The 22,198-nt window shown below is 70.3% G+C and carries 18 protein-coding genes and 1 tRNA gene; 9 read left to right on the top strand and 10 right to left on the bottom strand.

Annotation, left to right across the window (positions count from 1 at the left end; translation table 11 throughout):
• Nucleotides 1–340: 340 nt before the first annotated feature.
• Both CcI49_RS10710 and CcI49_RS10705 read right to left on the bottom strand, forming a co-directional pair.
• Nucleotides 341–1,684, bottom strand: a complete 1,344-nt coding sequence (locus CcI49_RS10710) for a DUF5925 domain-containing protein (protein ID WP_076826086.1) — start codon at nucleotides 1,682–1,684, stop codon at nucleotides 341–343.
• Nucleotides 1,685–1,828: 144 nt separating this feature from the next.
• Complete coding sequence (locus CcI49_RS10705; RefSeq protein ID WP_076826084.1) at nucleotides 1,829–2,329, bottom strand: hypothetical protein; 501 nt, start codon at nucleotides 2,327–2,329, stop codon at nucleotides 1,829–1,831.
• A gap of 417 nt (nucleotides 2,330–2,746) precedes the next feature.
• On the opposite strand from CcI49_RS10705, the gene CcI49_RS10700 reads away from it, so the two are divergent.
• Complete coding sequence (locus CcI49_RS10700) at nucleotides 2,747–3,823, top strand: BadF/BadG/BcrA/BcrD ATPase family protein (protein WP_241839992.1); 1,077 nt, start codon at nucleotides 2,747–2,749, stop codon at nucleotides 3,821–3,823.
• A 177-nt stretch (nucleotides 3,824–4,000) separates the two neighbouring features.
• Here CcI49_RS10700 and CcI49_RS10695 read toward each other — a convergent pair whose 3' ends face one another.
• Both CcI49_RS10695 and CcI49_RS10690 read right to left on the bottom strand, forming a co-directional pair.
• Nucleotides 4,001–5,713, bottom strand: a complete 1,713-nt coding sequence (locus CcI49_RS10695) for an ATP-binding protein (protein ID WP_198955497.1) — start codon at nucleotides 5,711–5,713, stop codon at nucleotides 4,001–4,003.
• A 56-nt stretch (nucleotides 5,714–5,769) separates the two neighbouring features.
• On the bottom strand, nucleotides 5,770–5,970 hold the full coding sequence (locus CcI49_RS10690; RefSeq protein WP_131831058.1) for a hypothetical protein: 201 nt from the start codon (nucleotides 5,968–5,970) through the stop codon (nucleotides 5,770–5,772).
• 1,071 nt (nucleotides 5,971–7,041) lie between these two features.
• Here CcI49_RS10690 and CcI49_RS42020 point away from each other — a divergent pair.
• Entirely contained in the window at nucleotides 7,042–8,355 is a 1,314-nt protein-coding gene (locus CcI49_RS42020) for a hypothetical protein (protein ID WP_076826080.1), read from the top strand.
• Nucleotides 8,356–8,569: 214 nt separating this feature from the next.
• On the opposite strand, the gene CcI49_RS10680 is transcribed toward CcI49_RS42020, so the two are convergent.
• The gene (locus CcI49_RS10680; protein ID WP_235498281.1) at nucleotides 8,570–9,505 is read right to left on the bottom strand and encodes a MurR/RpiR family transcriptional regulator; all 936 of its coding nucleotides are present in this window, start codon (nucleotides 9,503–9,505) and stop codon (nucleotides 8,570–8,572) included.
• A gap of 220 nt (nucleotides 9,506–9,725) precedes the next feature.
• Here CcI49_RS10680 and CcI49_RS10675 point away from each other — a divergent pair, with 220 nt between their 5' ends.
• From CcI49_RS10675 to CcI49_RS10650, 6 genes are all read left to right on the top strand, one after another.
• Nucleotides 9,726–10,946 (top strand): ABC transporter ATP-binding protein, encoded by a 1,221-nt coding sequence (locus CcI49_RS10675; RefSeq protein ID WP_241839991.1) that lies wholly within the window; start codon nucleotides 9,726–9,728, stop codon nucleotides 10,944–10,946.
• A gap of 144 nt (nucleotides 10,947–11,090) precedes the next feature.
• Entirely contained in the window at nucleotides 11,091–12,470 is a 1,380-nt protein-coding gene (locus tag CcI49_RS10670) for an ABC transporter substrate-binding protein (RefSeq protein WP_076826076.1), read from the top strand.
• A gap of 5 nt (nucleotides 12,471–12,475) precedes the next feature.
• Nucleotides 12,476–13,387 carry a tyrosine-protein phosphatase gene (locus tag CcI49_RS10665; RefSeq protein ID WP_076826243.1) on the top strand — a complete coding sequence of 304 codons (912 nt, stop codon included), beginning with the start codon at nucleotides 12,476–12,478 and terminating at the stop codon, nucleotides 13,385–13,387.
• A 138-nt stretch (nucleotides 13,388–13,525) separates the two neighbouring features.
• Complete coding sequence (locus tag CcI49_RS10660) at nucleotides 13,526–14,398, top strand: metallophosphoesterase (protein ID WP_076826074.1); 873 nt, start codon at nucleotides 13,526–13,528, stop codon at nucleotides 14,396–14,398.
• A 72-nt stretch (nucleotides 14,399–14,470) separates the two neighbouring features.
• Nucleotides 14,471–15,436, top strand: a complete 966-nt coding sequence (locus tag CcI49_RS10655; protein ID WP_054569672.1) for a sugar ABC transporter permease — start codon at nucleotides 14,471–14,473, stop codon at nucleotides 15,434–15,436.
• Between the two features lie 13 nt (nucleotides 15,437–15,449).
• Nucleotides 15,450–16,451 (top strand): carbohydrate ABC transporter permease, encoded by a 1,002-nt coding sequence (locus CcI49_RS10650; protein WP_083749422.1) that lies wholly within the window; start codon nucleotides 15,450–15,452, stop codon nucleotides 16,449–16,451.
• 64 nt (nucleotides 16,452–16,515) lie between these two features.
• Here CcI49_RS10650 and CcI49_RS10645 read toward each other — a convergent pair whose 3' ends face one another.
• Together CcI49_RS10645 and CcI49_RS10640 are read right to left on the bottom strand one after the other, a co-directional pair.
• Entirely contained in the window at nucleotides 16,516–17,724 is a 1,209-nt protein-coding gene (locus CcI49_RS10645) for an ABC transporter substrate-binding protein (protein WP_054569673.1), read from the bottom strand.
• Between the two features lie 290 nt (nucleotides 17,725–18,014).
• Complete coding sequence (locus tag CcI49_RS10640) at nucleotides 18,015–19,229, bottom strand: cytochrome P450 (protein WP_076826240.1); 1,215 nt, start codon at nucleotides 19,227–19,229, stop codon at nucleotides 18,015–18,017.
• 356 nt (nucleotides 19,230–19,585) lie between these two features.
• On the opposite strand from CcI49_RS10640, the gene CcI49_RS10635 reads away from it, so the two are divergent.
• Nucleotides 19,586–20,410, top strand: a complete 825-nt coding sequence (locus CcI49_RS10635; protein ID WP_076826072.1) for a methyltransferase domain-containing protein — start codon at nucleotides 19,586–19,588, stop codon at nucleotides 20,408–20,410.
• Between the two features lie 10 nt (nucleotides 20,411–20,420).
• Here the strand turns inward: CcI49_RS10635 and CcI49_RS10630 are convergent, their stop codons facing one another.
• The 3 genes from CcI49_RS10630 to CcI49_RS10615 form a co-directional block, all read right to left on the bottom strand.
• Nucleotides 20,421–21,071: an MOSC domain-containing protein gene (locus tag CcI49_RS10630; protein WP_054569675.1), complete on the bottom strand. Its 651-nt coding sequence runs from the start codon at nucleotides 21,069–21,071 to the stop codon at nucleotides 20,421–20,423.
• 72 nt (nucleotides 21,072–21,143) lie between these two features.
• On the bottom strand, nucleotides 21,144–21,392 hold the full coding sequence (locus tag CcI49_RS10625) for a hypothetical protein (RefSeq protein ID WP_235498283.1): 249 nt from the start codon (nucleotides 21,390–21,392) through the stop codon (nucleotides 21,144–21,146).
• 699 nt (nucleotides 21,393–22,091) lie between these two features.
• Nucleotides 22,092–22,164: transfer RNA gene (locus CcI49_RS10615), tRNA-Lys, on the bottom strand.
• Between the last annotated feature and the right edge of the window lie 34 nt (nucleotides 22,165–22,198).

The following is a 22,198-nucleotide window of genomic DNA, read 5'->3' as shown; positions in this document are numbered from 1 at the left end:
ATCGATCGATGATTCAGCGAGAACAGAGCATCCCCAAATGCCGTTCCCGCGATTGGAATGGTAGTCGATCGGCACCTGTTCCGTCCCACAGGGACGGCACCAGGCGTGTTACCTGATTCGCTCGACGGTGAATTCAGCCAGAGAATTGCGCGATAGCGATCACCAGAAATGGACCGGGTTCGCTCCCATCGGCGCCCCCACCGGCCACCCCAACCGCAGCCGACACCACTTCTTCACCTTACGGACTAATCATGAAAGGCCATGACCATACCCCGGAAGAGGAACATCAGGGCATAAAGAAAAGGTGGCGCGACCCGAGGTCGCGCCACCGGAGAACGTACTACAGATAAAGGCCGGTATGACCATCCCGGTCCGGTATGGCCGCGGGCAGCCGCCCGTCCCGCAGGGCGAACAGCTCGGCGAGGGTCATCGACGGCAGGACGCCCGTCGTGCCTCCCAGCCAGGCGACGGCCTCCTCATGCGGGAGCGCACCGACCTCCACCTGCGCCAGGCAGCGCCCCGGGCGGACGATCGCCGGGTGCAGCCGTGCCAGCGGCTCGTTGGTCGTGAGCGCGACCAGGACCTCCCGCCCCTGGCCGACCAGACCGTCGGTGAGGTTCAGCAGCCGGGACAACGCCTGCCCGGAGACGCTTCGGGCGTCACCGCGCAGCAGTTCGTCGCAGTCCTCGATCACGAGCAGCCGCCAGCGGCGCCGCGGCCGATCCGCCTCCGCCTCGGCCCCGCCGTCGTCCCGGTCGTCCTCGTCGTCCTCGTCGTCCTCGTCGTGCTCATCGCCCTCGTCGTCCTCGTCGCCCTCGTCGTGCTCCCCGGCGTCGGGACCGGACTTCCCGACATCGGGATCGGCGGCGTCGGCGAGCGCGGCTCTGGCACTCCCGGTGCCATCCTCGGATTTGCCCGCCGGGGCCTCCAACGCCATGCTCGCCCCGCTGGCGGCCTCGTCGTCGTCGCTGTCGTCCGACCCGATCGCGACCTCCATCAGATAGCCGGGGTCGCCGAACAGGGCCTCCGGGTCGAGGACGCAGTCGACCTGGCACCAGCGCCGCCACTCGTGCGCCAGCGCACGCAGGATCGTCGTCTTGCCGGTCCCTGCCGGCCCGTGCAGCAGGATCAGACGGCCCACCAGCGATTCGGGGCGCATCGTCATCAGGCGGTCGAGGGCTTCCAGCGAGGAGGCCGGATAGTTCCGCCGGATCGACGGCCAGTCCGTCGTCGCGGCGCGGCGGATGATTCGGGTCGGGCCGCRCTGGGCGGAGAGGTACCAGAACCCCATGGTCACGGTGCCTTCGGTGCCGGGTTCGGCCGCCGCCTGACGGACCACGCCGTCCAGCACCGTCCGGGCCAGCTCCTCGCTGACCGCCGTCACCAGGACCTCGGCGCTGCCGCCGCGCCAGCGCACCGCGCGGACCGTCCAGCCGTCACCGGTCGCCAGGCGGGAGTCACGCGAGTCCTCCACCACCGTGCGCACGATCTCGGCGCCGACCGGCAGCAGGCTCGCCCCGGGCCGCAGCCGGTCGATGCGCACGCTGCGGGCCCAGGGCTGGTCCCCGTTGGTGAACGGCGCCAGCGCGAGGGCGTCGACGACGTCGTAGGGCGTGTCCGAGTCGTCGAGGGCGACGACGAAGGGGAGGTCGCCGGCGCCGCCCCCGGAACGCTCACCCCTCACACGATCGCCTTTGGACGTGGACCCCTGCCGTGGAATGGACACGAGACAGATACTCGGTGAGGAGTGCTCCCAACACCACCTGGTTTCCCTTTTCCGTCGCGGAAGCGGCTGAAGATCCCCGCCGTACCCGAGTCGTCACGTCGACTATGAACGCGCGCCCGGCCCCGCAGAACCCGACGGCGCGCCACCCGAACCGCCCGCACCGCCAGAGCCGCCCGCGCCACCCGCGTCGTCCGCGCCGCCCGCCGACTCGATCACCTGACGAAGCAGCACGATCAGCCTGTCCCAGCCGACGAGCAGGGCCGCGGAGTCCTCCTGGGCCGCCCGGTCGGACGCGAGCTGGTGCAGCGTCTTGACCACCGCGTACAGGTAGTGCGGCCGCGGCCGCCAGGCGGTCAGCTGCGGGTAGGTCTCACCGAGCGCCTGGTGCAGCACTCTGCGCAGAGGCGTGTCCGGTCGCTGACGGGCCTGGTCGGTGTGGTGCAGGATCGTCGCCGCCGCGTCGAGCTCATCGTCGTCCGGCAGCCACTCGAAGGCGACCAGCGCCAGCTCGGCCTCGGTGAACGCCTCGTCCACGGCGGCCACCGGGTCGCCGTCTCCGTCCGGCACGGGTGGCGGTGCCCAGTCGTCGTCGTCATCGGTCACCCCACTACCGTCTCCCAGCGAAGCCGGAACGAGACCTGGAGTGGCCGGACGCACAGGGATACAGAGGTCCCACCGGGGCAGGATGAAGCACACGGGCCTGGCCACGCGCAAGCCGCCCGGCCACCGCCGCTCGGGCAGCCCCGTCCACGTCACCGCAGGCCGGGTGGCCGGCGCCGCCGCCAGGACGTCCGCTCCATCGCCCGAACTCCCAGCCGGACGACTCGCCCGGTGCCCGGCGTACGCGCCCCTTCCAGCCACCTTCAGGCGACGCTCGGACCACACCCGGGCCGACGTCACCGGCCCCGTCCGGCCTCCTCGGACGGGTACCGGAGAGCGAGCACACGTAAGCGAACGCTTGTAGATCGTCAAGCACACAGATCATCGACCGGACCCGAACGGCTCCGGGAACGACGCCGATTGCGAGGCACAGCACAGGTGCACAGCCCACCGCGGGAGAACCTGAGCCCACTGATCATCCTGCCGCCGGCCCTGCGTCCGTCCAGCCGCGGTGAGGCCCGGCGGCCCACCCGGCCCGGCACGCACCTGCTGGGGGTGGACGGCGGTGGCACCAAGACCACCGCAGCCGTGCTCGACGTCGGACGCCTGGCCCTGAGCACCTTCACCGCCGGGCCGAGCAACCCCGACGTCAACGGGATCGAGGCCGCCACCGCCTCGATCACGGACGCGATCCTCGGGGCGCTCGACGCGGCGGGGGCAGGCGTCGGCGACCTCGCCGGCGCGGTGCTCGCGATCGCCAGCGCGGACACCGAGGAGAACCAGGCCGACCTGCTGGCCAAACTGCCCGTTCTCGCGCCGGCCGAGAACACGCTGGTGCTCAACGACACCGTCGCGGCCTGGGCCGCCGGCACGCTGGGCGAACCGGGGGTCGCGGTCATCAGCGGCACCGGCAGCAACACCCTCGGCGTGGCCGCCGACGGCCGGACCTGGCGCTGCGGCGGCTGGGGCCACCTGCTCGGCGACGAGGGCTCGGGCTACTGGATCGGCCTGGAAGGGCTGCGCGCGGCGGTGACGTACCGCGATGGGCGGGCCCCCTGGTCGGCCGTCGTCCCCCGCCTGCTCGCCTTCTACGGCCTCACCCTGATCGAGGAAATCGACGATCTGATCTACGGCACCCTCGACAAGTCGGGGATTGCCGCGTTCGCCACCGAGGTCGCCGCGGCAGCCGCCGACGGCGACGACGTCGCCCGCCGGATCCTCGCCGACGCCGGCCGCCTGCTCGCCGAGCAGACCCTGACCGTCATCCGCCGCACGGGCCTGACCGGCGACTTCCCCGTCTCGATGGTCGGCGGTGCCTTCCGCTCCGGCCCCGCCTTCCTCGACTCGTTCACCGGCCACGTGACGGCCGACAGCCCCGGCGCGCGCTTCGTCTGGCCGCGGATCTCCCCGGCCACCGGTGCGGTCCTGCTCGCCGCCCGGCTGACCGCGACCGAACACCTGATCGACTGGACGGCCCCGCCGCTCACCACCGACTAACGATTCCCGAAGCGACCCCCGCCCCGGCCACACCGGCGGCTGCCACCAGCCGCCGGTTCGCGCGCACGGCCCGGCGCCTGCGCGCATTTTCGCGCGCGCGCGATCGATTTTTCTGATGCGCGATTTAATCGCGCACCCGCACCGGCCCAGACGCGTTGCGAGCTCGGGGCCAGGGGCCTAGGGGCGTCGGGTGTACGCGGTCGCGCGCCCTGCGCCGGTGGCCAGCAGTGGCCCCTCGTCGCGAGCCATCTCCCGCAGGAGCCTGGACGCCTGGCTGGAAGACAGCGCACACAGGTTCGCCGCCTCCGTCCGACTGATCTGGCCGTGCGCCGCGACGTAACTGAGCACCATCTGCTCCTGCTGCGCCCGGTCGAAGCCGTGAACCCGGACATAGGCGGCCGGCTTGCTCAGCTCGCGGTAAACGGCAGCCGCGAGGTGCCAGGTGCGGCCCCTGCGCTCGCCGCGCGCCTCCACCAGACCCCGCTCGACCATCCGGGCAAGCTGGCGGCGAGCCTCCGCCTCTCCCGTCTGGAGCAGCCGAGCGATCTCGTCGGTGTGCATCCTGCCCTGGTGTGAGAGCTCGGTGACAACCTGCAGATCCGGCAACGTGAGCGGCTGCCCCTGGTGTTCCTGCTCCGCCAGGTAGCGGATCAGCGCAAGATCCGCTTTCCCGCCGGGGAGCACCGCCACAACGGAGTCCCTGGTCGTCCGCTGGTAGTCCGGCGGGCTGTGCCCGAAGCGGAGCTGCTCGGCAAAGATCCGGTTGATGCCACGGCCGGTCCGCTCGACGATGCCGGCCCGTTTGAAGGCATCCGCGAGGCGGGGGTTACGTGGCCGCGGCGGCGCGACGAGAAAGTTGTCCACAGTGATCCCGGCGGGGAAGCCACCCGGGTTGGAGATTTCCAGCTGTTCGTCCTGCCACTGGATGTGCACCGCGCCCTGAGCCGTGTAGTCCCGGTGGATCAGGGCGTTCGCGATCGCCTCGCGAAACGCGGTCTCCGAGTACGCGGGCACGCCCAGGCGAAGGAGCCCGAACTGGATCTCCTCTTCGCTGTTCCGCGCGCGGAACCGGGTGAGAAGCTCTTCCGCCAGCCGAAACAACGGCCAGGTGAAGAAGTCGTTGACCTGGACGGACAGGCCCTCCATCACCTGGAACGCCGCCTCATGGCCCGGGCAGTGCCGGCGGATTGCCTCCTGCCGCCCGAAAAGGAGCAGCGCACCGACAGTGATCACCGCCCGTTCACCGTTCCGCTCGACGAGGCCGAGCGCGCGGGCGACATCCTCATCGCCCAGTTCGGCGAGCACCCGGTCGCCATAGCCGCCGGACTCCCGGATCAGCCTGCGGAGCCGTTCGAACTCCAACGGGTCCAGGTCGGCCCAGCTCGCGTCCGGGAGCGGAAGTGTCGAATAGTCGAACGCGCCCCGGTCGATCTCGTGCGCGAGCAGCTCGTGCGAATGGACGGCCACGCAGGTTGGGCGGCCGTCGCCGCCGATGGTGCGCCGCTGGTACATGCCCCTCGTGGTGCCGACCAGCCGCGGACTGTCCTCGACCTGTACACACAGCACGGGAAGTCCATCGACGTCCACCGTGATGGCGGACGTCTGCACCGGAGGCTGCGTCGAGGCCGCGATCATCGCCTGGAGCCGAAACGGATCCGTCGCTCCGCCATGCCGCGACCGCGCCCCGGTGACCGCACCCGAATCCTCGACCCCGATGAGCAGAAGGCCTCCGCGCCCGTTCGCGAGGCACACGACGGCCTCGACGATCTCCCGGTCATCCAGCGCACGGCGGCGCTCGCCCTTGAACTCGACGGTCAGGGTCTCGCCGCCCTCGACTGCCGCCCGCACCGATACGAGGTCGATCGCGGGAAACGGGACGTGCCCGACCACGGTCCGGCCTCCTTCCTCCGCGCGCTTCCCTCTGCGCGCTCCAGCCACATGTCAGGTCATCGTAGGCCCATCTCGTGACGATCGATCACCCACGAAGCACGAACCGTAATCTCGATACCGCTTTCTGTGACAACGGCGGCGCCCCAGGTCCGCCGCGCACCCTCGCTACCGGGAGGATCGAGGATCTCGGTGATCGTCTCGCCCGGCAGCAGCGGCAACTCGAAGCCGCAGCTCGAAGATCTGAGGATTTCGGTCATCCCAACGACCACGATCCTCAGATCTTGCCCCGGCAACCCGCCGCCGGGACTCGAAGATCCGAGGATTCTGGTCGGCAGCAGCAGCGGCTCGAAGGTCGGGATTTCCCTACACGCCAAGACCCGTGATTGGACACGCCGAGACACGGGGACACCGGGATGACCAGATCTTCGCACCTCCCGGGCGCCGTCGACGGCACCGAGCACCCGACACCATGGAGCGCCGGAATCTGCGAAAATCCTGCCACCTCGGACCGACCGCCGCGCGAATTTACCTCACCGTGACACGGCCCTCCTGTCCGCACCGCCTTCGAGAGAAGCCGGCTGCACACCGGATGTCGGGCGCGACCACGGCCAGCATTGAGAACAGCCCTTCCCATCGCCCCAGGACAGGCCCGCAACAAGTCGATCCGAAGTAGTTAACAATGCGGTGAGTGACATCCTGTAAACCCCCGTTCGAGGGGGTCGTCCAGGTCTGCTGGAAGGGCTGTGAAGCGCGCCGTACCGCCTTGCCCCCGTACCGGTGGACACCTTCGGTTCCTACCCGAACTTGCCTACCCGTTGGTGCCGAGAATAGCGGCGGCACATTCGGGCTCCCCGTTCGCCCTACCCCCTCCGGGGCTCCGGTCGGCGACGGCGCCAGTCACCGCAGCGACTCGTTCACGCACGATGAGCAGCCGCCGCCGACCGCCCCGAACCGCCTTATTTACGGACATAAGGACAGGTCATCAGCCCGCAGACACCTGTGATGCCGTCGGATCGAGGGCCGACCGGCCAGCAGGAAAGATCTTTCTGGTGATCATTCGTCCGCCTGCGTCGATCACTCCACCGGTGGCGACCGCGGGCCGGACGGGCAGTACGCGATTAGTGCGGACGGACACTCGCGCATCTTTTCTGGACCGGACCTGACTAGGCCATCTCTAACCAAACGGGGTAGCTTTCTGCGTCAGTCGAGCCTGTCCGGCAGGCGCTGATCCGCACCCTGCACAACCACCACATCCGGAAAAACCGGTGGTTCGGCGGGCGCCGTCGGCGAGTGCCCTGGCGACTCGCCACAGTCAGGGAGAGGGATTCATGCGCATCAACAGAATGCGGGCCGTGACGGCCGGCGTTCTCGGCGCGGCACTCACGGCGGCGGCTCTGCCCGCCTCGGCCGAGCCCACGCCGACGGCAACCGCGACCACCGACATCATGAGCAGTATCTTCGCCACTCCGGAGGCAACCTGGCCCGCGCAGGACGGAATAACCATCGGCCTGGACCCGACCGGGTCACCCAGCGCCACCCCCAGCGCCAGCGCAAGCCCGCTGGCCACAACTGCGGCCCCCAGCATGGGAGCCGTGATCACCAGCCCGTCCGCGAGGCCGGTTGGCGGCGGAACCGGTGACGCCACACTCGACCAGTTCCTCTCCCTGCTGCCCTTCACGATTCCCTTCGACCGGGAAATCAACGGCATCGAGGATTTCGAGGTCAACCCGCTGGCGCTCACGTACACGTGCACCGCGCAGGGCCCGCTCTGGAAAATCAGAAACCACTCCACCGACGCCTACGGTTTCGGCTGGTTCGACACCAGCCAGGGCTCCGGGATCTCCACCATCGCGCCGGGCGAGTCGATGACTCTGCCAACACGCGCGCTCGCGGTCATCGCCTCGCCGTGGAGCGCGGCCACGGGACGCCTGCTCGTCACGGTCCCAGCGGTCGGTGTCTCGAACTGCTCGGGCGGGCCGGGCATCGGTGCGAGCCCGACGAAGGCCGGCGTCGGGGGTGGGGCCGGTGGCGGCGTCGCCACCCGCACCCCGGGAACCGGCGGCGGTGGTGGAACCGGGACGTCGACCGGAGGAACCGGCGCGGGCGGCGGGACGGCCACAGCGACACCCGGCGGCACCGGAGGTGGGACCACCGGGGGCGGCACGGGCGGTGTGGGCACGGGCGGTACCGGTAGCGGTAGCGGCGGCGGCACCGGTGGCGGTGGGACCGGCACGGGCGGTACCGGTACCGGTAGCGGCGGCGGCGGCACCGGTGGCGGTGGCGGTGGGACCGGAACCGGTTCCAGCGGCGGCGGAACCGGTGGGGGCGGCGGCACGGGCACCGGCGGTGGGGGCGGGACGGGCGGCGGCACTGGTACCGGATCCGGCGGTGGCGGCGGGACCGGAACTGGCGGCGGTGGCGGTGGCGGCGGCGGCGGGACCGGAACTGGCGGCGGCGGCGGCGGTGGCGGTGGCGGCGGCGGCGGGACCGGAACTGGCGGCGGCGGTGGCGGCGGTGGCGGCGGTGGCGGCGGTGGCGGCGGTGGCGGCGGCGGTGGCGGTGGCGGTGGCGGCGGCGGTGTACCCGTTGCGGCTCCGGCGGCGTTGTCGGCCGTGCCCGGCGTTCCGTACTACACCGGCTGACCGGTTCCGCTCATCGAGAAGCCGTAAAGATCACCGGTGCCATGCAGGCACCGGGCCCGGGGAAGGCAGTCCGGGCACTCCGCTGGAAACGCGGCCTGACCCCCGCGTCAGCACAGTCGCGTCGCGCCGCAGGGCGTGCGAATACGAGTGGACATCCGTCCGACTCGCTTCGCACGCCCTGCGGCGTTGCTGTTCAGGCCGTGCCCCGCAGATCTCAACGGGTGGTCCGTCGCCGTGGCGACGACGGAGCCTCGGTGCGCAGCTGGTGGTCGAGCACTTCCTTGATCGCGACCGCGTTGCGGGCGGAGGCGTCCGCGGGAATCCGGAGCATCACCGCGAGCTGCAGTGCGTTCAGGAGCAGCAACGATGACAGTCTGCTGGCGATCGTCTCGCTGCCCAGGGGCAGGCCTGGCGTTCCCACCACCAGCAGCACCGTCGCGAGTTCGGTGATCGGCCCCGCCGAGTAGCTGGTGATCGCGATCACCGGCGCGCCCGCGGCACGCGCCGCCTCCGCCGCCCGCAGGGTCGGCTCGTTCGCCCCACTGCTGGTGATCACCATGCAGACATCGGTCGGGGCCAGCAGCCGGGCCGCGAGCGCCTGCGTGATCGAGTCGGTCGGGGCCTCGGCCGGTCGGCCGATGGTGATGAAGCGCAGCGCGGCGTCCTGAGCGACCGGCGCCGAGCCGCCGTTGCCGACGAGCAGCAGCCGGTTCGCGTGCACCAGCAGGTCGACCGCCGGCGCGAGCGCGCTGCGGTCCAGCGGCCCGAGGGCGTCGGTCAGCGCCTCCGCCGCGGTCGCGAAGACTGCGTCGACGACCCGCTCGGGCGGGTCGTCGGGGAGCGGTGCCCGCGCGTCACGCAGCGAGAGAGCCCCGGCCTGGCGGGCAAGCTCCAGCCTCATGTGCTGGAAGCCCCGGAATCCGAGGTGCTGGCAGGCGCGTACGACGGTCGCCGTCGACACTCCCGCCGCCGCGGCCAGCTCGGCGACCGACCACTGAACGACATCGTCCGGTTGGGCCAGGCACACCTCCGCCACTCGCCGTTCGCTGCGGATCAGCCCCGGCAGCGCGGCCTGGACGACGGCGAACAGCCCGCCGGGCAGCGGGGCCCCTGCCGGCGCGGTGGACGTGTCGTTCCCGGGTGTCGCCATGCAGCATTTCATACACGGCTCAGGCGACCCGGCGTACTGACGATCAAGATTTCCGTGACCAGAGCCGGGCGGATGCCTCTGACCTGCATCGTCGCGCAAGTTACCGCGCCCGTTCCCCCGTCCGTCCCGGTTTGTTCATCTGACTGGCCGACCCTTCCTCATGTAACAGCAAGCCATGACAGTTTCGAATCTTGAAACCGTGGTACACGAAGGGGGCTGGGTGGCTGGGATCAGGATCGAGGGCCTTACCAGGCAGTTCGGGTCCGTTCACGCTGTCGAGGACATCTCGATGGAGATCGCCGATGGCGACTTCCTGGTGCTGCTCGGACCGAGCGGATGCGGCAAGACGACCCTGCTCCGGATGATCGCCGGCCTGATCGAGCCGACGGCGGGGCACGTTCTGCTGGGAGACACCGACATCACCTACGCGCCGGCGCGGGACCGTGACCTGGCCATGGTGTTCCAGAGCTACGCGCTCTACCCCCATCTCACCGTCGAGCGGAACATCGGTTTCCCGCTGCGCGCGGCCCGGCTGCCGAAACGGGAGATCGCCGAGCGGGTCCGCGAGGTCGCCGGGCAGCTGGAGCTCACCGCGTTGCTGGGGCGACGTCCCAAGGAGCTCTCCGGTGGGCAGCGCCAGCGAGTCGCCCTCGGCCGCGCGCTGGTGCGCAAACCGCAGGCGTTCCTCATGGACGAGCCGCTGTCCAACCTCGACGCCAAGCTGCGCACCGCGACCCGGACCGAGCTGTCGGCGCTGCACCACCGCCTCCGTTCGACGTTCGTCTACGTCACGCACGACCAGGTCGAGGCCATGACGATGGCGACCAGGGTCGCGCTGCTCAACGGTGGACGTCTCGAGCAGATCGGCACCCCGACCGAGGTGTACGACAATCCCGCCTCGGTGTTCGTCGCGGGCTTCCTCGGCTCGCCGCCGATGAACCTGCTCTCGGCCCGGATCTCCGAACGCGCCGGCCGGCTGCGCGTGGCGGCCACGGACCTGGAGATCCCACTGTGGGCCGGCTCGGACGCCGCCCGGGACGTGACGGTCGGCCTGCGCCCGGAACACCTGCGGGTCGTCCGCGACGCCGATGGCTCGGCTGCGCCCGCCGACACAGCTACGCCAGCCGGATCGGCCGCGCCAGCCGGATCGGCCGAGCGGGCACGGCTGCGGGGAGTCGTCACCGGCGTCGAGAACCTCGGTGGTGAGGAGGTCGCGTGGTGTGAGATCGGCGGCCAGCCGGTCGCGCTGCGCGGGCCGCGCCCGGTCGGGCTGAGCCGGGGCGACGCCGTCACGCTCACCGTCGACCTCGGCCAAGTGCACCTCTTCGACCGCACCAGCGGCCGCCGCCTCGCCTGGCAGCCCACCCCGGACGACGCCAGCCCGCGGCACACACCGAGTACACAGCACCTGCCGCAGCAGCCCGTCGCCGCCGCGGTCTGACGCGGACCTCCAGGCCGCCGGACCTCCAGGCCGCCGAGACGCCAGGCCGCGGCTTCCCCGCGATCAACGTTTCCCGTTCGTCCCGTTCATCCCGTTCGTTCGATCGCCCTTCATTCGCCACGCCATCATGCAGAGGAGCATCACGTGGCCAGACCACGCCTGTCGCTCGCCGCGGCCGGCATCGCGCTCGTCGCGCTGACCGCCGGGGCCTGCGCGACGTCGTCCTCACCCGCCGCCTCGACGACGGACGCCGCCGGATCCACCAGCACGATTCCCGAGCTCTCCGCGGACCAGAAGGTCTCGATCGTCTTCGAGAGCTACAACCTGACGTCCACCGGCACCTGGAAGCCGGCGATCGAGGGCCTGCTCGCCGAGTTCCAGAAGGAACACCCCAACATCACGGTCAAGGCGCAGCCGCCGCAGGGCGCCAGCCAGACCGACATCGTCGGAAGCATCAAGAACCAGGCCCTCGCCGGCAATCCGCCGGACGTCGCCCAGGTCACCTTCAACGCGCTCAGCTTCGCCGCCACCAGCCTGGGCGCCCAGCCCATCGACACGCTGGTCGGCAAGGACGCCGTCCAGGCGAACTTCGAAGGTGACCATCCCTTCGCCGAGTCCGCGCGCACACTCGGTGACGTCAACGGGCACACCTACGCGGTTCCGTACGTCTTCTCCACCCCGGTGCTCTGGTACAACGCGAACCTGTTCCGGCAGGCCGGGCTCGACCCGGAGAAGCCCCCGACGACCTGGGCCGAGGTGAAGACGGCCGCGACCGCCATCAAGGAGAAGACCGGCAAGGGCGGCGTCCTGATCGACTGCCTGACGAAGTCCTCCGGTGACTGGTGCTTCCAGTCGCTGGTGCTCTCCAACGGCGGCCGGGTGCTCTCCGAGGACGGCACGAAGCTGACGTTCGCCGAGTCGGGGGCCGTCGGAGCCGTCCAGATGGCGGCTGACCTGGTCAAGGCGGGTGTGAGCCCGAACCTGTCGCAGGCGCAGGCGTTCGAGACGTTCGGTCGCGGTGACCTCGGCATGCTTCTGGAGACGAGCGCCGTCCAGGGACTGTTCATTCAGCAGTCCCAGGCCGGGGGCTGGGAGCTGCGGGCGGCGGCCGAGCCCGGCTTCGGCTCGAAGGCCGCGGTACCGACGAACTCCGGCTCCGGCCTGACGATCCTCTCGACCGACCCGGCCAAGCAGCGGGCCAGCTGGGAGCTCATCAAGTTCCTCACCAGCGACCGTGCCTACACCGTGATCTCGTCGAAGATCGGCTACCTGCCACTGCGGCCGAGCCTCGTCGACGACCCGGCCACGCTCAAGGACTGGGCCGACAAGAACCCCCTGATCAAGCCGAACCTCGCGCAGCTGACCCGGCTCAAGCCGTGGGTCTCCTTCCCCGGTGACGACTACCAGCAGATCGGCGACCTGATGATGACCGCGGTCGAAAGCGCGGTCTACGGCGGCAAGGACGCGAAGTCCACCCTGGCCGAGGCCCAGCGTCAGGCCAACGATCTCCTCCCGACGAAGTGAGCGAGATGACCGTCGACACCGTTGAGAACACCGAGGTCACCGAGAGCGCCGAGAGCGCCGAGAGCGACCGGCGCGGGCTTGAGCTGCCCGGCGCCGTCAACCTTCGCGACGTCGGCGGCTACCGCACCACGGACGGGCGCCGGGTGCGCTGGCGCACACTGCTGCGCTGCGGCGCGATGCACGCCCTGACCGACACCGCCCGGGCCCGGTTCGCCCAGTTCGGCCTGCGCTCGGTCGTCGACCTGCGGGAAGCCGGCGAGCGCGCGCAGGAACCGGACGCGCTGGGGCAGCTCCCGGCCCGCTCGGTGTGGGTACCGATCTACACGGTTCCCCCGGCGGACGCCGCCCCGACGGACGCCACCCCCGCGACGGCCCAGGCCAACACGGCACAGGCAGCCGCCGCCGCCCCGGGCGCCGCGGCGGCGGCCGGCGCCAACGCGGCGATGGACGTCCTGCGCGGCGCCGGCGCCGCTGTCAGCCTGCAGGCGATCTACGACTTCGCCGTGGACAACCGCGGCGACCGGCTCACCGCCGCGGTACTCGCCCTGGCCGAACCCGGTGCACTGCCCGGCATCGTGCACTGCAGCGCCGGCAAGGACCGGACGGGAATGGTCGTCGCGATGGTCCTCGACCTGTGCGGGGTGCCGGACGAGACCATCGCCGCCGACTTCGCGCTGACGGCCCGCTACCTGCGGGAGGAGGCGATCGCCGCGGTGCGGCAGCTGGCCGGGGCCGGCGACGGCGCCGGCGGCCTCCCGACGAACGTGATGGCCTGCCCGCCCCAGCTCATCCTCGACACGCTGGAACGCATCCGGGCCCGGCACGGCGACGTCCGCGGCTACCTGTTGGCGCACGGCGCGACCCCGCAGGCCCTCGACCGACTGGTCGAGGCACTGCTGACCGACGACAACCAGTGACCGACAGCAGCCGATAGCCGACAACAGCCGGTGACCGGCGACAACCGGTGACCGACGATGTTTCGACGGCCTGACGCCTCTCCCGCGCAGGTCTCCCCCGCGCAGACCTCGACTCCGCTTCGCACGGAAGGCCGAACCATGTTCCTGATTCCCGAGCCGCAGAAGCTCACCCACACCGTGATCCAGATCAGCGACACCCACATCGTGCCCGAGGGCTCACTGATGATGGGCAAGGTCGACACCCACGCCAACCTGGTCGCCGCGCTGGAGCAGGTGGAGAAGTCCGGCGTCCAGGTGGACGCACTGCTGCTCACCGGCGACCTCGCCGACAAGGGCGAGCTCGACGCCTACCGCCGCCTGCGGGACACCGTCGAGCCCGTCGCCGAGCGGATCGGCGCGCCGGTGCTCTACGTGATGGGCAACCACGACAGCCGCGGGCCGTTCCGCGAAGGGCTGCTCGGCGCCGAGCCGACCGCCGACACCCCGCACGACTACGTGCACTGGGCGGGTGACCTGCGCATCATCGTCCTCGACAGCACCGAGCCGGACGAGCACGCCGGCCTGCTCTCCGACGCGCAGCTGGGCTGGCTCGCCGACGAGCTCGCCACCGCCGCGCCCGCGGGCACGGTACTCGCCCTGCACCACCCGCCGGTGCCCTCGCCCGTCGAGATGCTCAACGGGATGATCCTCAGCCAGTCGGCCGAGCTCGCCGACGTCCTGCGCGGCAGCGACGTCAAGATCGTGGTCTGCGGGCACGCGCACCACGCCTCCGCCGGGAGCATCGGCGGGGTGCCGGTGTGGGTCGCCGGCGCGACCGCCTACAGCGCGCGCACCCTCGGCCCCGCCGACCAGTTCGCCGGCCTGACCGGCGGTTACTACACCCGGCTGGACGTCTTCCCGCTCGGCGCCGTCGCGACCTCGGTACCGGTCGACCCGGGTGCCGCGGTCTACGAGATGAACCTGGCCGACATGGCCGAGCTTGCCGCGGAGTACGGGCTCACCTCCGCCTGATCCATCCGTCCGGGCACCGCTGACGCGGTGGAGAAGACCGAGGAAGCAAGCGGAGAGTAAGGAGCACGACCCGTGTTCGTCGAAGCCGCGCTGACCGCGGCGACGGCGGCGCCCACGAGCCCGGCCGGGCCTGGCCAGGTCTCGGCCACCCGGCCGGGCCTGGCCCACCGGCTACGCGGCGCCGCACCGCCCTATCTCTACCTGCTCCCGGCGCTGGCATGCCTGGTGCTGTGGACCTACAAGCCGCTGGTCGAGGCGGCGCAGCTGTCCGTCTACCACTGGAACCTGCTGCCCACCTCGCCGAAGACCTACGTGGGGCTGGCGAACTTCCAGCGGGTTCTGCAGCTCCCGCAGCTTCGCGGCGCGGCGCTGAACACCCTCTGGTACGTCCTCGGCCTGCTGCCGTTCTCCATCGTGCTGCCCACGGTGATCGCGCTGGTCACCCGCCGGCTGGGGGAACGCAGCCGGACGGCCTACCGCGCGATGGTCTTCGTCCCGATGCTGGTCGCGCCGGTGGCGACCGCGGCCGTGTGGCGCTGGCTGTATGACCCGTCCGGGCTGTTGAACCGCCTGTTCGGGCTGGGCGATCACAACTGGCTGCGGGAGGAGTCGACGGCGCTGCCGGCCGTGCTCGCGATCTGCGCCTGGCAGATGCTCGGATTCGCGGTGCTCGTCGTCTCGGCGGGGCTGTCCGGGATCAGCCCCGACTACGCCGAGGCCGCCGAGATGGACGGGGCGTCCCGCTGGCAGATCCTGCGCTGGATCACGCTGCCGCTGCTGCGGCCGACCCTGCTGTTCATGCTGTTGATGACGGTGCTGCTGTCAGGCCAGTGGACCTTCCCGCTGATCGACGTGCTCACCCAGGGTGGCCCGGCGGACAGCACGACCAACGTCTACTACCTGCTGTGGGAGTTCGGCTTCCGCAGCATGGACTCCGGACTGGCCTCCGCCGCCGGGCTCGTGTTCTTCGGCTGCTTCGGTCTGCTCGCCGCCGGCCTGGTGAAGCTCGCTGACCGCTTCAGCTTCCATGACGACTGAGGAACTCCGCGAAATGAGCATCTCCGAGCCCCTCGCCGCACCCTCCGCCTCGACTGGCACAGCCGCTCGCTCGGCAGCTGCCCGTTCTTCGGCTGGCGCTGCCGAGGAGGACGCAGTTGCCGAGGAAGACACAGCTGCCGCGGTCTCCTGCTCGGCGGGGGCGGGCACGGCGGAGACAGGAGACGGCGCCGCGGCCGGGACCTCGCGGCGGCGCTGGCTGCCCGCATCCGGCCGCCATCTGCTGATGATCGTGCTGAGCCTGTTCAGCCTGTTCCCCATCTACTGGATGTTCGCCAGCTCGTTCCGACGCCCCGGCGACGTCAACGACAACTCGCTGTTCCCGTGGCCGCTGAGCCTGGAGAACTATCGGATCGTCTTCGATTCCCTGGACGTCGGAACCCTGCTCGCGAACACCTTTGTGATCGCCGCGGTGACCGCGGTGGGCCAGCTCCTCGTCTGCCTGCTGGCCGCGTACGCGTTCGCCGCGTGGGATTTCCGCGGGAAAGGGCTGCTGTTCCTGCTCTTCGTCGCCACCTGGCTGGTGCCGTTCCAGGTGACGATGGTTTCGAACTACCTGGTGCTGTCGAACATCGGGCTGCTCAACACCCTCGCCGGCGTGATCGTGCCCAACCTGTGCTCGGCGCTGGCCGTGCTGATGCTCCGCCAGCACATGCAGGCCTTTCCCCGCGAGCTGCTCGACGCGGCCAAGATGGACGGACGCGGGTCCTGGACGACGTTGTGGACCGTGGTGATCCCGAACCTGCGCCCGGTTCTCGCCTCGCTGTCGATCCTGCTGTTCATCACGGCCTGGAACGACTATCTGTGGCCCGCGCTCGTGCTGCCCCGCGCGAACTCGGTGGTGCAGCTGGGCATCCGCAGCTTCCTGGGCGCCGAGGGCGACGCCTGGGGCGCGATCATGGCGGCGTCCGGGCTGGCCTGCCTGCCCATCTTCGCCATCTACCTGGTGATGCAGCGGCAGGTCATCGACGCGTTCGTCCGCTCCGGGCTGCGCTGACCCGCGGCCAGTGCTCGGTGCGGCCGACAGCGACGTCGGCCGCACCGGGACGCGCGGGTAGCGGTTACTGGCCGGTCGTACCGTCGTTACACAGGCGCTCGTTGACGAGCTCGAACGCGGACCCCGCCGCGTTGATCTGCACGAAGGACATGCAGGGCGCCGGCTGCGTCGCGTTGGTGGCGAAGTCGACCGTCTCGATCAGGCCGCCCGCGTTGTACTGGTGCACCTGCCTGAGCCCGGTTATGAAACTGTCCCGGGTGGGGCAGTCACCCGCGACCTCCAGCCCCTTCACGAACATGTCGGCGTAGATGTAGCCCCACATGGCCCACTGCTGGTCCGACTGGGTCTCGGGCGAAAAGGTCGCCATCGCCTTCCGGTAGGTGTCAATGGCGGCGTCGGGCGACTCGAACGGGCGGAAGTGCACGTCGAACGAGACGCCGGCCAGCTTCTGGCCCAGCGACTGGAGCACCGTCTGGTCATAGCCGGTGAGCGAGATCGTCGCCTTGAGCGGCATGCCGATGTCCCGCGCCGCACCGATCAGGTTGGCGAGGTCGGTGGGAACGGTGAAGCCGATCAGCGCATCGACGTCCGCGTCCTTCAGCCTGCCCATGATCTGGGTCGGGCTGTCCACGCTCGCCACGTAGGGCGTCATGTCCGTGGTGTCCAGCCCGATCGCCGCGAACGCCCGCAGGTACTTCTGCGCGGCCTGCGTCGTGGACTCGGCCGTGCCCGTCATCACGAAGCCGACCTTCGTGGCGCCGGCGTTCATGAAATACCGGCCGATGGCCGTCGGATCCGAGATGTAGCTGTAGGCGAAGAGATTGCTGTAGGACGACCACGACGGCAGCGCGAACCCCACGACGGGAACGCCGTCCTTCTGCAGCCCGTCCAGCGCGCCGGTCAGCGCCGTGGTGATGGGAAGAATACCGAAGACGGACTCCTTCTGGACGAGCTCGTTGGCGGCCCTGACGCTCTCCTCCGGCTGGCTTGCGTCGTCCCGCCAGGTGTACTCGATGTCGCGCCCGTGGACGCCGCCGTTTGCGTTGGCCAGCCTGAATCTTGCGTTCACGCCCGCACGGGCGGACGAGAAGGCATCGCTGCCGCTCCCCGAATCCGAAATGACGACGCCGGCCTCGACCTTGTCCGCGGTGACACCGGGACTGGTGCAGGACGCCTCCGGAGCACTCGTGTCGGACGACCCCCCACAGGCCGCCACCACGGCCAGCAGGGCACCCACCACAACAGTTCGTAAAATCCTTGTTGCTTTTTTCATGGTCGTTTGCTCTCCGAGACGAACACCGCAATCGGCAGTGGAGCCAACCCCCCGGTCGCCGCAGAGAAGGCCCCTTCCTCGAATGCGTGGCACAGCCGCTCCGCAGCCACCAATGCCCGCCCGGCTTTTGGTGCAGCCCGCATGCTAATACGCCGCCTGCCCCTCGCAATCAGCCGCACCTGGCAGGACGGCGGTGGGCGGTGAGGCCAGCCGGCTCCCTCGTGGCTCGGCCCTGGGAAGCCTCAGGCCTGGCAAACCTCGCACCTGGAGAGGCTCAGGTTTGGAGAGGCTCAGGCCCGAAGGCGGACCGGGAGCGTGTCCAGGCCGTGGATGGCGACCGTGTCACGCCAGACAGGCTCGTCGGTCAGTGCCAGGCCGGGCGCACGGCGCAGGAGGGTGTCGATCGCGATCTCGGTCTCCAGCCGGCCGAGGTGCGCGCCGAGGCAGTAGTGCGGCCCACCGCTGAACGAAAGGTGGCGCGGCGCCGGGGCCCGGCCGGCGAACCGGGTGATGTCCAGGCGGTCCGGGTCGGTGTACACGTCCGGGTCGCGGTTCGCGGCCGCGGTCAAGATGACGATGCCGTCGCCGCGGGCGAACGTGTGCCCGGCGACCTCGCGTTCGGCCAGTGCCACCCGGTGGGTGAACTGCACCGGCGGCTCGTACCGCAACAGCTCGTCGACGGCGGGTGCCGCCAGATCCGGGTCGGCGAGCCACCGCTGGACCTGGTCGGGGTTGCGCAGCAGGGCGACGACGCTCTTGCCGATCACGTCCGAGATCGTCTCGTAGCCGCCGATCAGCAGCCCGACGGCGAGCCCGAGCGGCTCGCGACCGCCGTTCAGCTGGCCTTCGTCCTGGGCCGCACACAGCCCGGTCAGTATGTCGTCGCGCGGATCGACGCGCCGCCGGGCGAGCAGCGCGGCGAAGTAGGCCTCGAACTCCGCCATGGCCGCCGGCCTGCGAGCCAGGCTCTCGGGAGTCTGCAGGATGTCCGGGTCCGTACCGCGGACGATCTCCAACGACCACTTCTGGACCAGGGTGTGGTCCTCGCGCGGTATGCCGAGCAGGTCTCCGATGATGGTCAGCGGCAGCGGACGCGCGAACGCCTCCATCAGGTCCACCTCGCCGGCCTCGATCGCCGCGTCGAGCAGCCTGTTGACGAGACTCTCGATCCGATCATGGATTCCGGCCGTGGTGCGCGGCATGAAGGCGCTCTTGACCAGGCCTCTCACCCGGGTGTGGTTCGGCGGATCCATCCGCAGCATCGACCCGGGAACGTCGTCGGGATCTACGCCCGGCCGGAACGGGTTTATGCCGTCCTCGTACCCGTGCCCCCACAGCGGGTCCGCGAAGACCGCCGCGCACTCCCGGTAACGGGTCGCCATGAGGATGTCCGGCCGCAGCGGGTAGAGCGCTGTGTACTCACGGACGGCCGCGTACCGGGGGTAGGGGTTCGACCGGTGCGCCGGGTGGAAGGCGTCGAAGACAACCTGCGGAACAGTGGACACGTCCACGTCCTCTCTCAGAGCATCCTCCGCCGACCGGTTCCGGTGCCGGATCCGGCACCGGCGGCACTGGCGGCACTGGCGGCACCGGAAACACTGCCGTGATCAGAACCGCCATCATTCCAGCGCTCCGGGCACCGGCCGCGCTGGTTCTCCGTACCAGGCAGGGAAACCTATGAGCCAATAGGAAGCGCGGATGACCGAGGAGAGATCCGCAAGCCACGAAAGAATACGAGGAGGATCCATCCGGCCTGATCAACAATGAGCCTTTTCCATCTCACACTCGTCAGGCGCTGTTGCTGCGGCTCGGATCCGACGGTGGAGAAGGCTTAATCAACCGACCAAACAGGTGCGAGTCGATGACGGAAAAGGCTCAGTCGTCCTCCTACGTTCTGGACCAGGCGCATCCGGACGAGCGATCACGCCTCGAGGCGATGGCACACATGTGGGATCCGGGCACGATGCGGCTGGTGGCCGGCCTGGGGATCGGGCCGGGGCACCGCTGCCTCGAGGCCGGGGCGGGCACCGGCTCGGTTGCCCGAGCCCTCGCCGGGGTTGTGGGCCCGGCCGGCCAGGTTCTCGCCGTCGACCGTGACACCCGCTTCCTCGACCAGCTGCCACCGCAGGTCGAGGTGCGGCGGATGGACGTCATGGTGGACGACCTGCCCCGGCGCAGCTTCGACCTCGTCCACGCGCGGCTTCTGGTCGCGCACCTCCACCCGCACCCGGACGCGCTGCGGCGGCTCGCAGAGGCAGTCGCGCCAGGTGGCTGGCTGCTGGTCGAGGAGGTCGACTGGACCTGCGCCGACCTCCTCGTCCCGGCCGCACCGGTGCACACGGCGATGATCCGGGCCCTGCAGAAGGTCATGGCCGGTGCGGCCGGTGGCGAGGCAGCCGGCTTCGACGCGACCTACGGGCGCCGGCTGCTCGGCGATGTGCTCAGCCTGGGGCTCACCGACGAGTCGGCGCAGTACCAGGGCGTCCAGACCCGCGGCGGCACCGATTCCTGGCTCGCCTGGCGGCTGCTCGTGGAACGGTTCCGGCGAGACATCGTCGCCGCGGGTCTACTGACCGAGGGCGAGGTCGAGGCGTGGTGGGCCGTCAGCCGTGACGAAAGCCGCCTCGTCGTGAGCGTGCCGATGTTCGCGGCCTGGGCGCGCCGACCGCGGCTCGACGCGCCCTGAGGCCGATCGCCTATGCGGTCGTACGCCTGCGGGCCCGGTCCTTGCTCTCCTCCGGCAGCGCGTCGGCGACCAGCAGCCGCGGCAGCAGCTCCGGTTCACGTGTCATCGCACGGAAGACGAGCGCGACGGTGACGTCGTGGTCAGGCCGGTGCACGACCTCGACCGGATCGCCGGCGCGAATGTCTCCGGGCTCGATCACACGAAGGTAGGCGCCGGGCAGTGCCGCCTGCGTGAACCTCCTGATCCAGCCGTCCCGCTCCAGCCAGCCCTGAAACGTCGCACACGGGATCCGCGCGCACGACACCTCGAGGACGACGTCCGGCCCGACGCGCCAACGTTCACCGATCAGGGCACCGTTGACGTCGAGGCCGGCTGTCGTGAGGTTCTCCCCGAAGACGCCGTTCGCGAGCGGCCGGTCCAGCTCGGCCTCCCACCCGTCGAGATCCTCACGGGCGTAGGCGTAGACGGCCTGGTCAGTGCCACCGTGGTGCTTCACGTCGTAGACCCGGTCGCCGGCGAGCCCGACCGCCCCGGTGCCTTTGGGGCCGGGGGCGGTGACGGCGACCGGGCCGGCGACGGGCCGCTTGTCGATACCGGTCGAACCGTGGCCCTTCCAGAGGTTGGGGCGCGGCCTGCCGACGTTGACGGAGAGCACCTTCACGGCGCCAACGCTACGGCTGTCACACCCGGAGGGCGACGTGCCTTCCCTGCCAGTGGCCCCTGCCACTGCCGCCTAGGCTTCCTGCGACTGGCCGCGGAGACGTCGCTGCGCATTCCAGGCATCCACCGTCGAACGGCGCCAACGCGGGCGGCGACGGTGGACGGGCTTGTCGTCATCCGGCTCGTCCGGGGCCGGCGCGGTTCCGTCCGCGACCTCGGCACGCCACGACGACGCCGTCAGGCGCAGGTGATTGGCCACCTCGATAACGGTCATCAGCGGGTCGGCGTCCATCTGGCCATGGTGCCGGGCGAAGCCGCCCATCATGGAGCATCACCCACCCACAGGTGGTCTGGCGTCGTCACAGCCAACAGCTCCGAGTTCGGCGGAGCTCCCGGCCTGAGCAAGCAGAACTGGACGGCCTGACCGCGCCGACTCGAGCTGAATGCAGTGGCGCTGATCAGGAAGTCACGCGGAGGGGTTGCGTGGGGAGAACCTGCCGCCGGACTGGCCCTGGGCTCGCGTCCGTGTCGATGCCCCACGGTTACCGGAACGCGGCGGACGGCGCTGTGTGGCGGTGAAGGTCGGTTTCGCCTGGCCCGAAGGGCGGCGGTCGGCAGATCCGGATCCGGATCCGGGCCCGGGCCCGGGCTCCGTCGCGTCGGGAGCGTCGGCGTGGGTCTCGCCGAAGTCGGGCGCCTGGAAGAGGTTGCTGGTCAGCGGTGGCAGTGCCTGGCGCGGCCGGGGTTGTGTCGTGTCCGGTGCGGAGAACTGAGCAGTGGGTATAGCGATGAGAATCTCACTTTCGGGATGGGGACGCCGGTCGACGACCCGCCTGCTGATCGAAGGTGCGTTTTTGGATCAGGGATGCTCGCCACAGCCGCTATGCGGAGAAAATAGCCCGGCTACGGCAGGATCCGCGGGTGCCGCGAGATCGGATCCGCAAGTTCCCGGGGCCGGGAGAGATCGAACCACAAGACCCCAGGAAACCCTTGGCAAATGCACGGAAACCACCTTGCGACGTGGGCCGTCAGGGACTCGAACCCTGAACTCACCGGTTAAAAGCCGGATGCTCTGCCAATTGAGCTAACGGCCCTGCTCTCCAGCCATGATACCGAACGGCGGAGCTG

The sequence above is a fragment of the Frankia sp. CcI49 genome, from assembly GCF_001983215.1.
Classification (GTDB): domain Bacteria; phylum Actinomycetota; class Actinomycetes; order Frankiales; family Frankiaceae; genus Parafrankia; species Parafrankia irregularis.
The sequence above is the reverse complement of the archived record's forward strand: the minus strand, read 5'-3'. Positions and strand labels throughout refer to the sequence as shown.

Coding starts and splice junctions, on each gene's coding strand:
- CcI49_RS10690 (WP_131831058.1), bottom strand. CDS start 5,970: ATGACCGAAATCCTCAGATCTTCGAGCTGCGGCTTCGAGTTGCCGCTG.
- CcI49_RS42020 (WP_076826080.1), top strand. CDS start 7,042: ATGCGCATCAACAGAATGCGGGCCGTGACGGCCGGCGTTCTCGGCGCG.
- CcI49_RS10680 (WP_235498281.1), bottom strand. CDS start 9,505: ATGGCGACACCCGGGAACGACACGTCCACCGCGCCGGCAGGGGCCCCG.
- CcI49_RS10665 (WP_076826243.1), top strand. CDS start 12,476: ATGACCGTCGACACCGTTGAGAACACCGAGGTCACCGAGAGCGCCGAG.
- CcI49_RS10660 (WP_076826074.1), top strand. CDS start 13,526: ATGTTCCTGATTCCCGAGCCGCAGAAGCTCACCCACACCGTGATCCAG.
- CcI49_RS10650 (WP_083749422.1), top strand. CDS start 15,450: ATGAGCATCTCCGAGCCCCTCGCCGCACCCTCCGCCTCGACTGGCACA.
- CcI49_RS10645 (WP_054569673.1), bottom strand. CDS start 17,724: ATGAAAAAAGCAACAAGGATTTTACGAACTGTTGTGGTGGGTGCCCTG.
- CcI49_RS10635 (WP_076826072.1), top strand. CDS start 19,586: ATGACGGAAAAGGCTCAGTCGTCCTCCTACGTTCTGGACCAGGCGCAT.
- CcI49_RS10625 (WP_235498283.1), bottom strand. CDS start 21,392: ATGGGCGGCTTCGCCCGGCACCATGGCCAGATGGACGCCGACCCGCTG.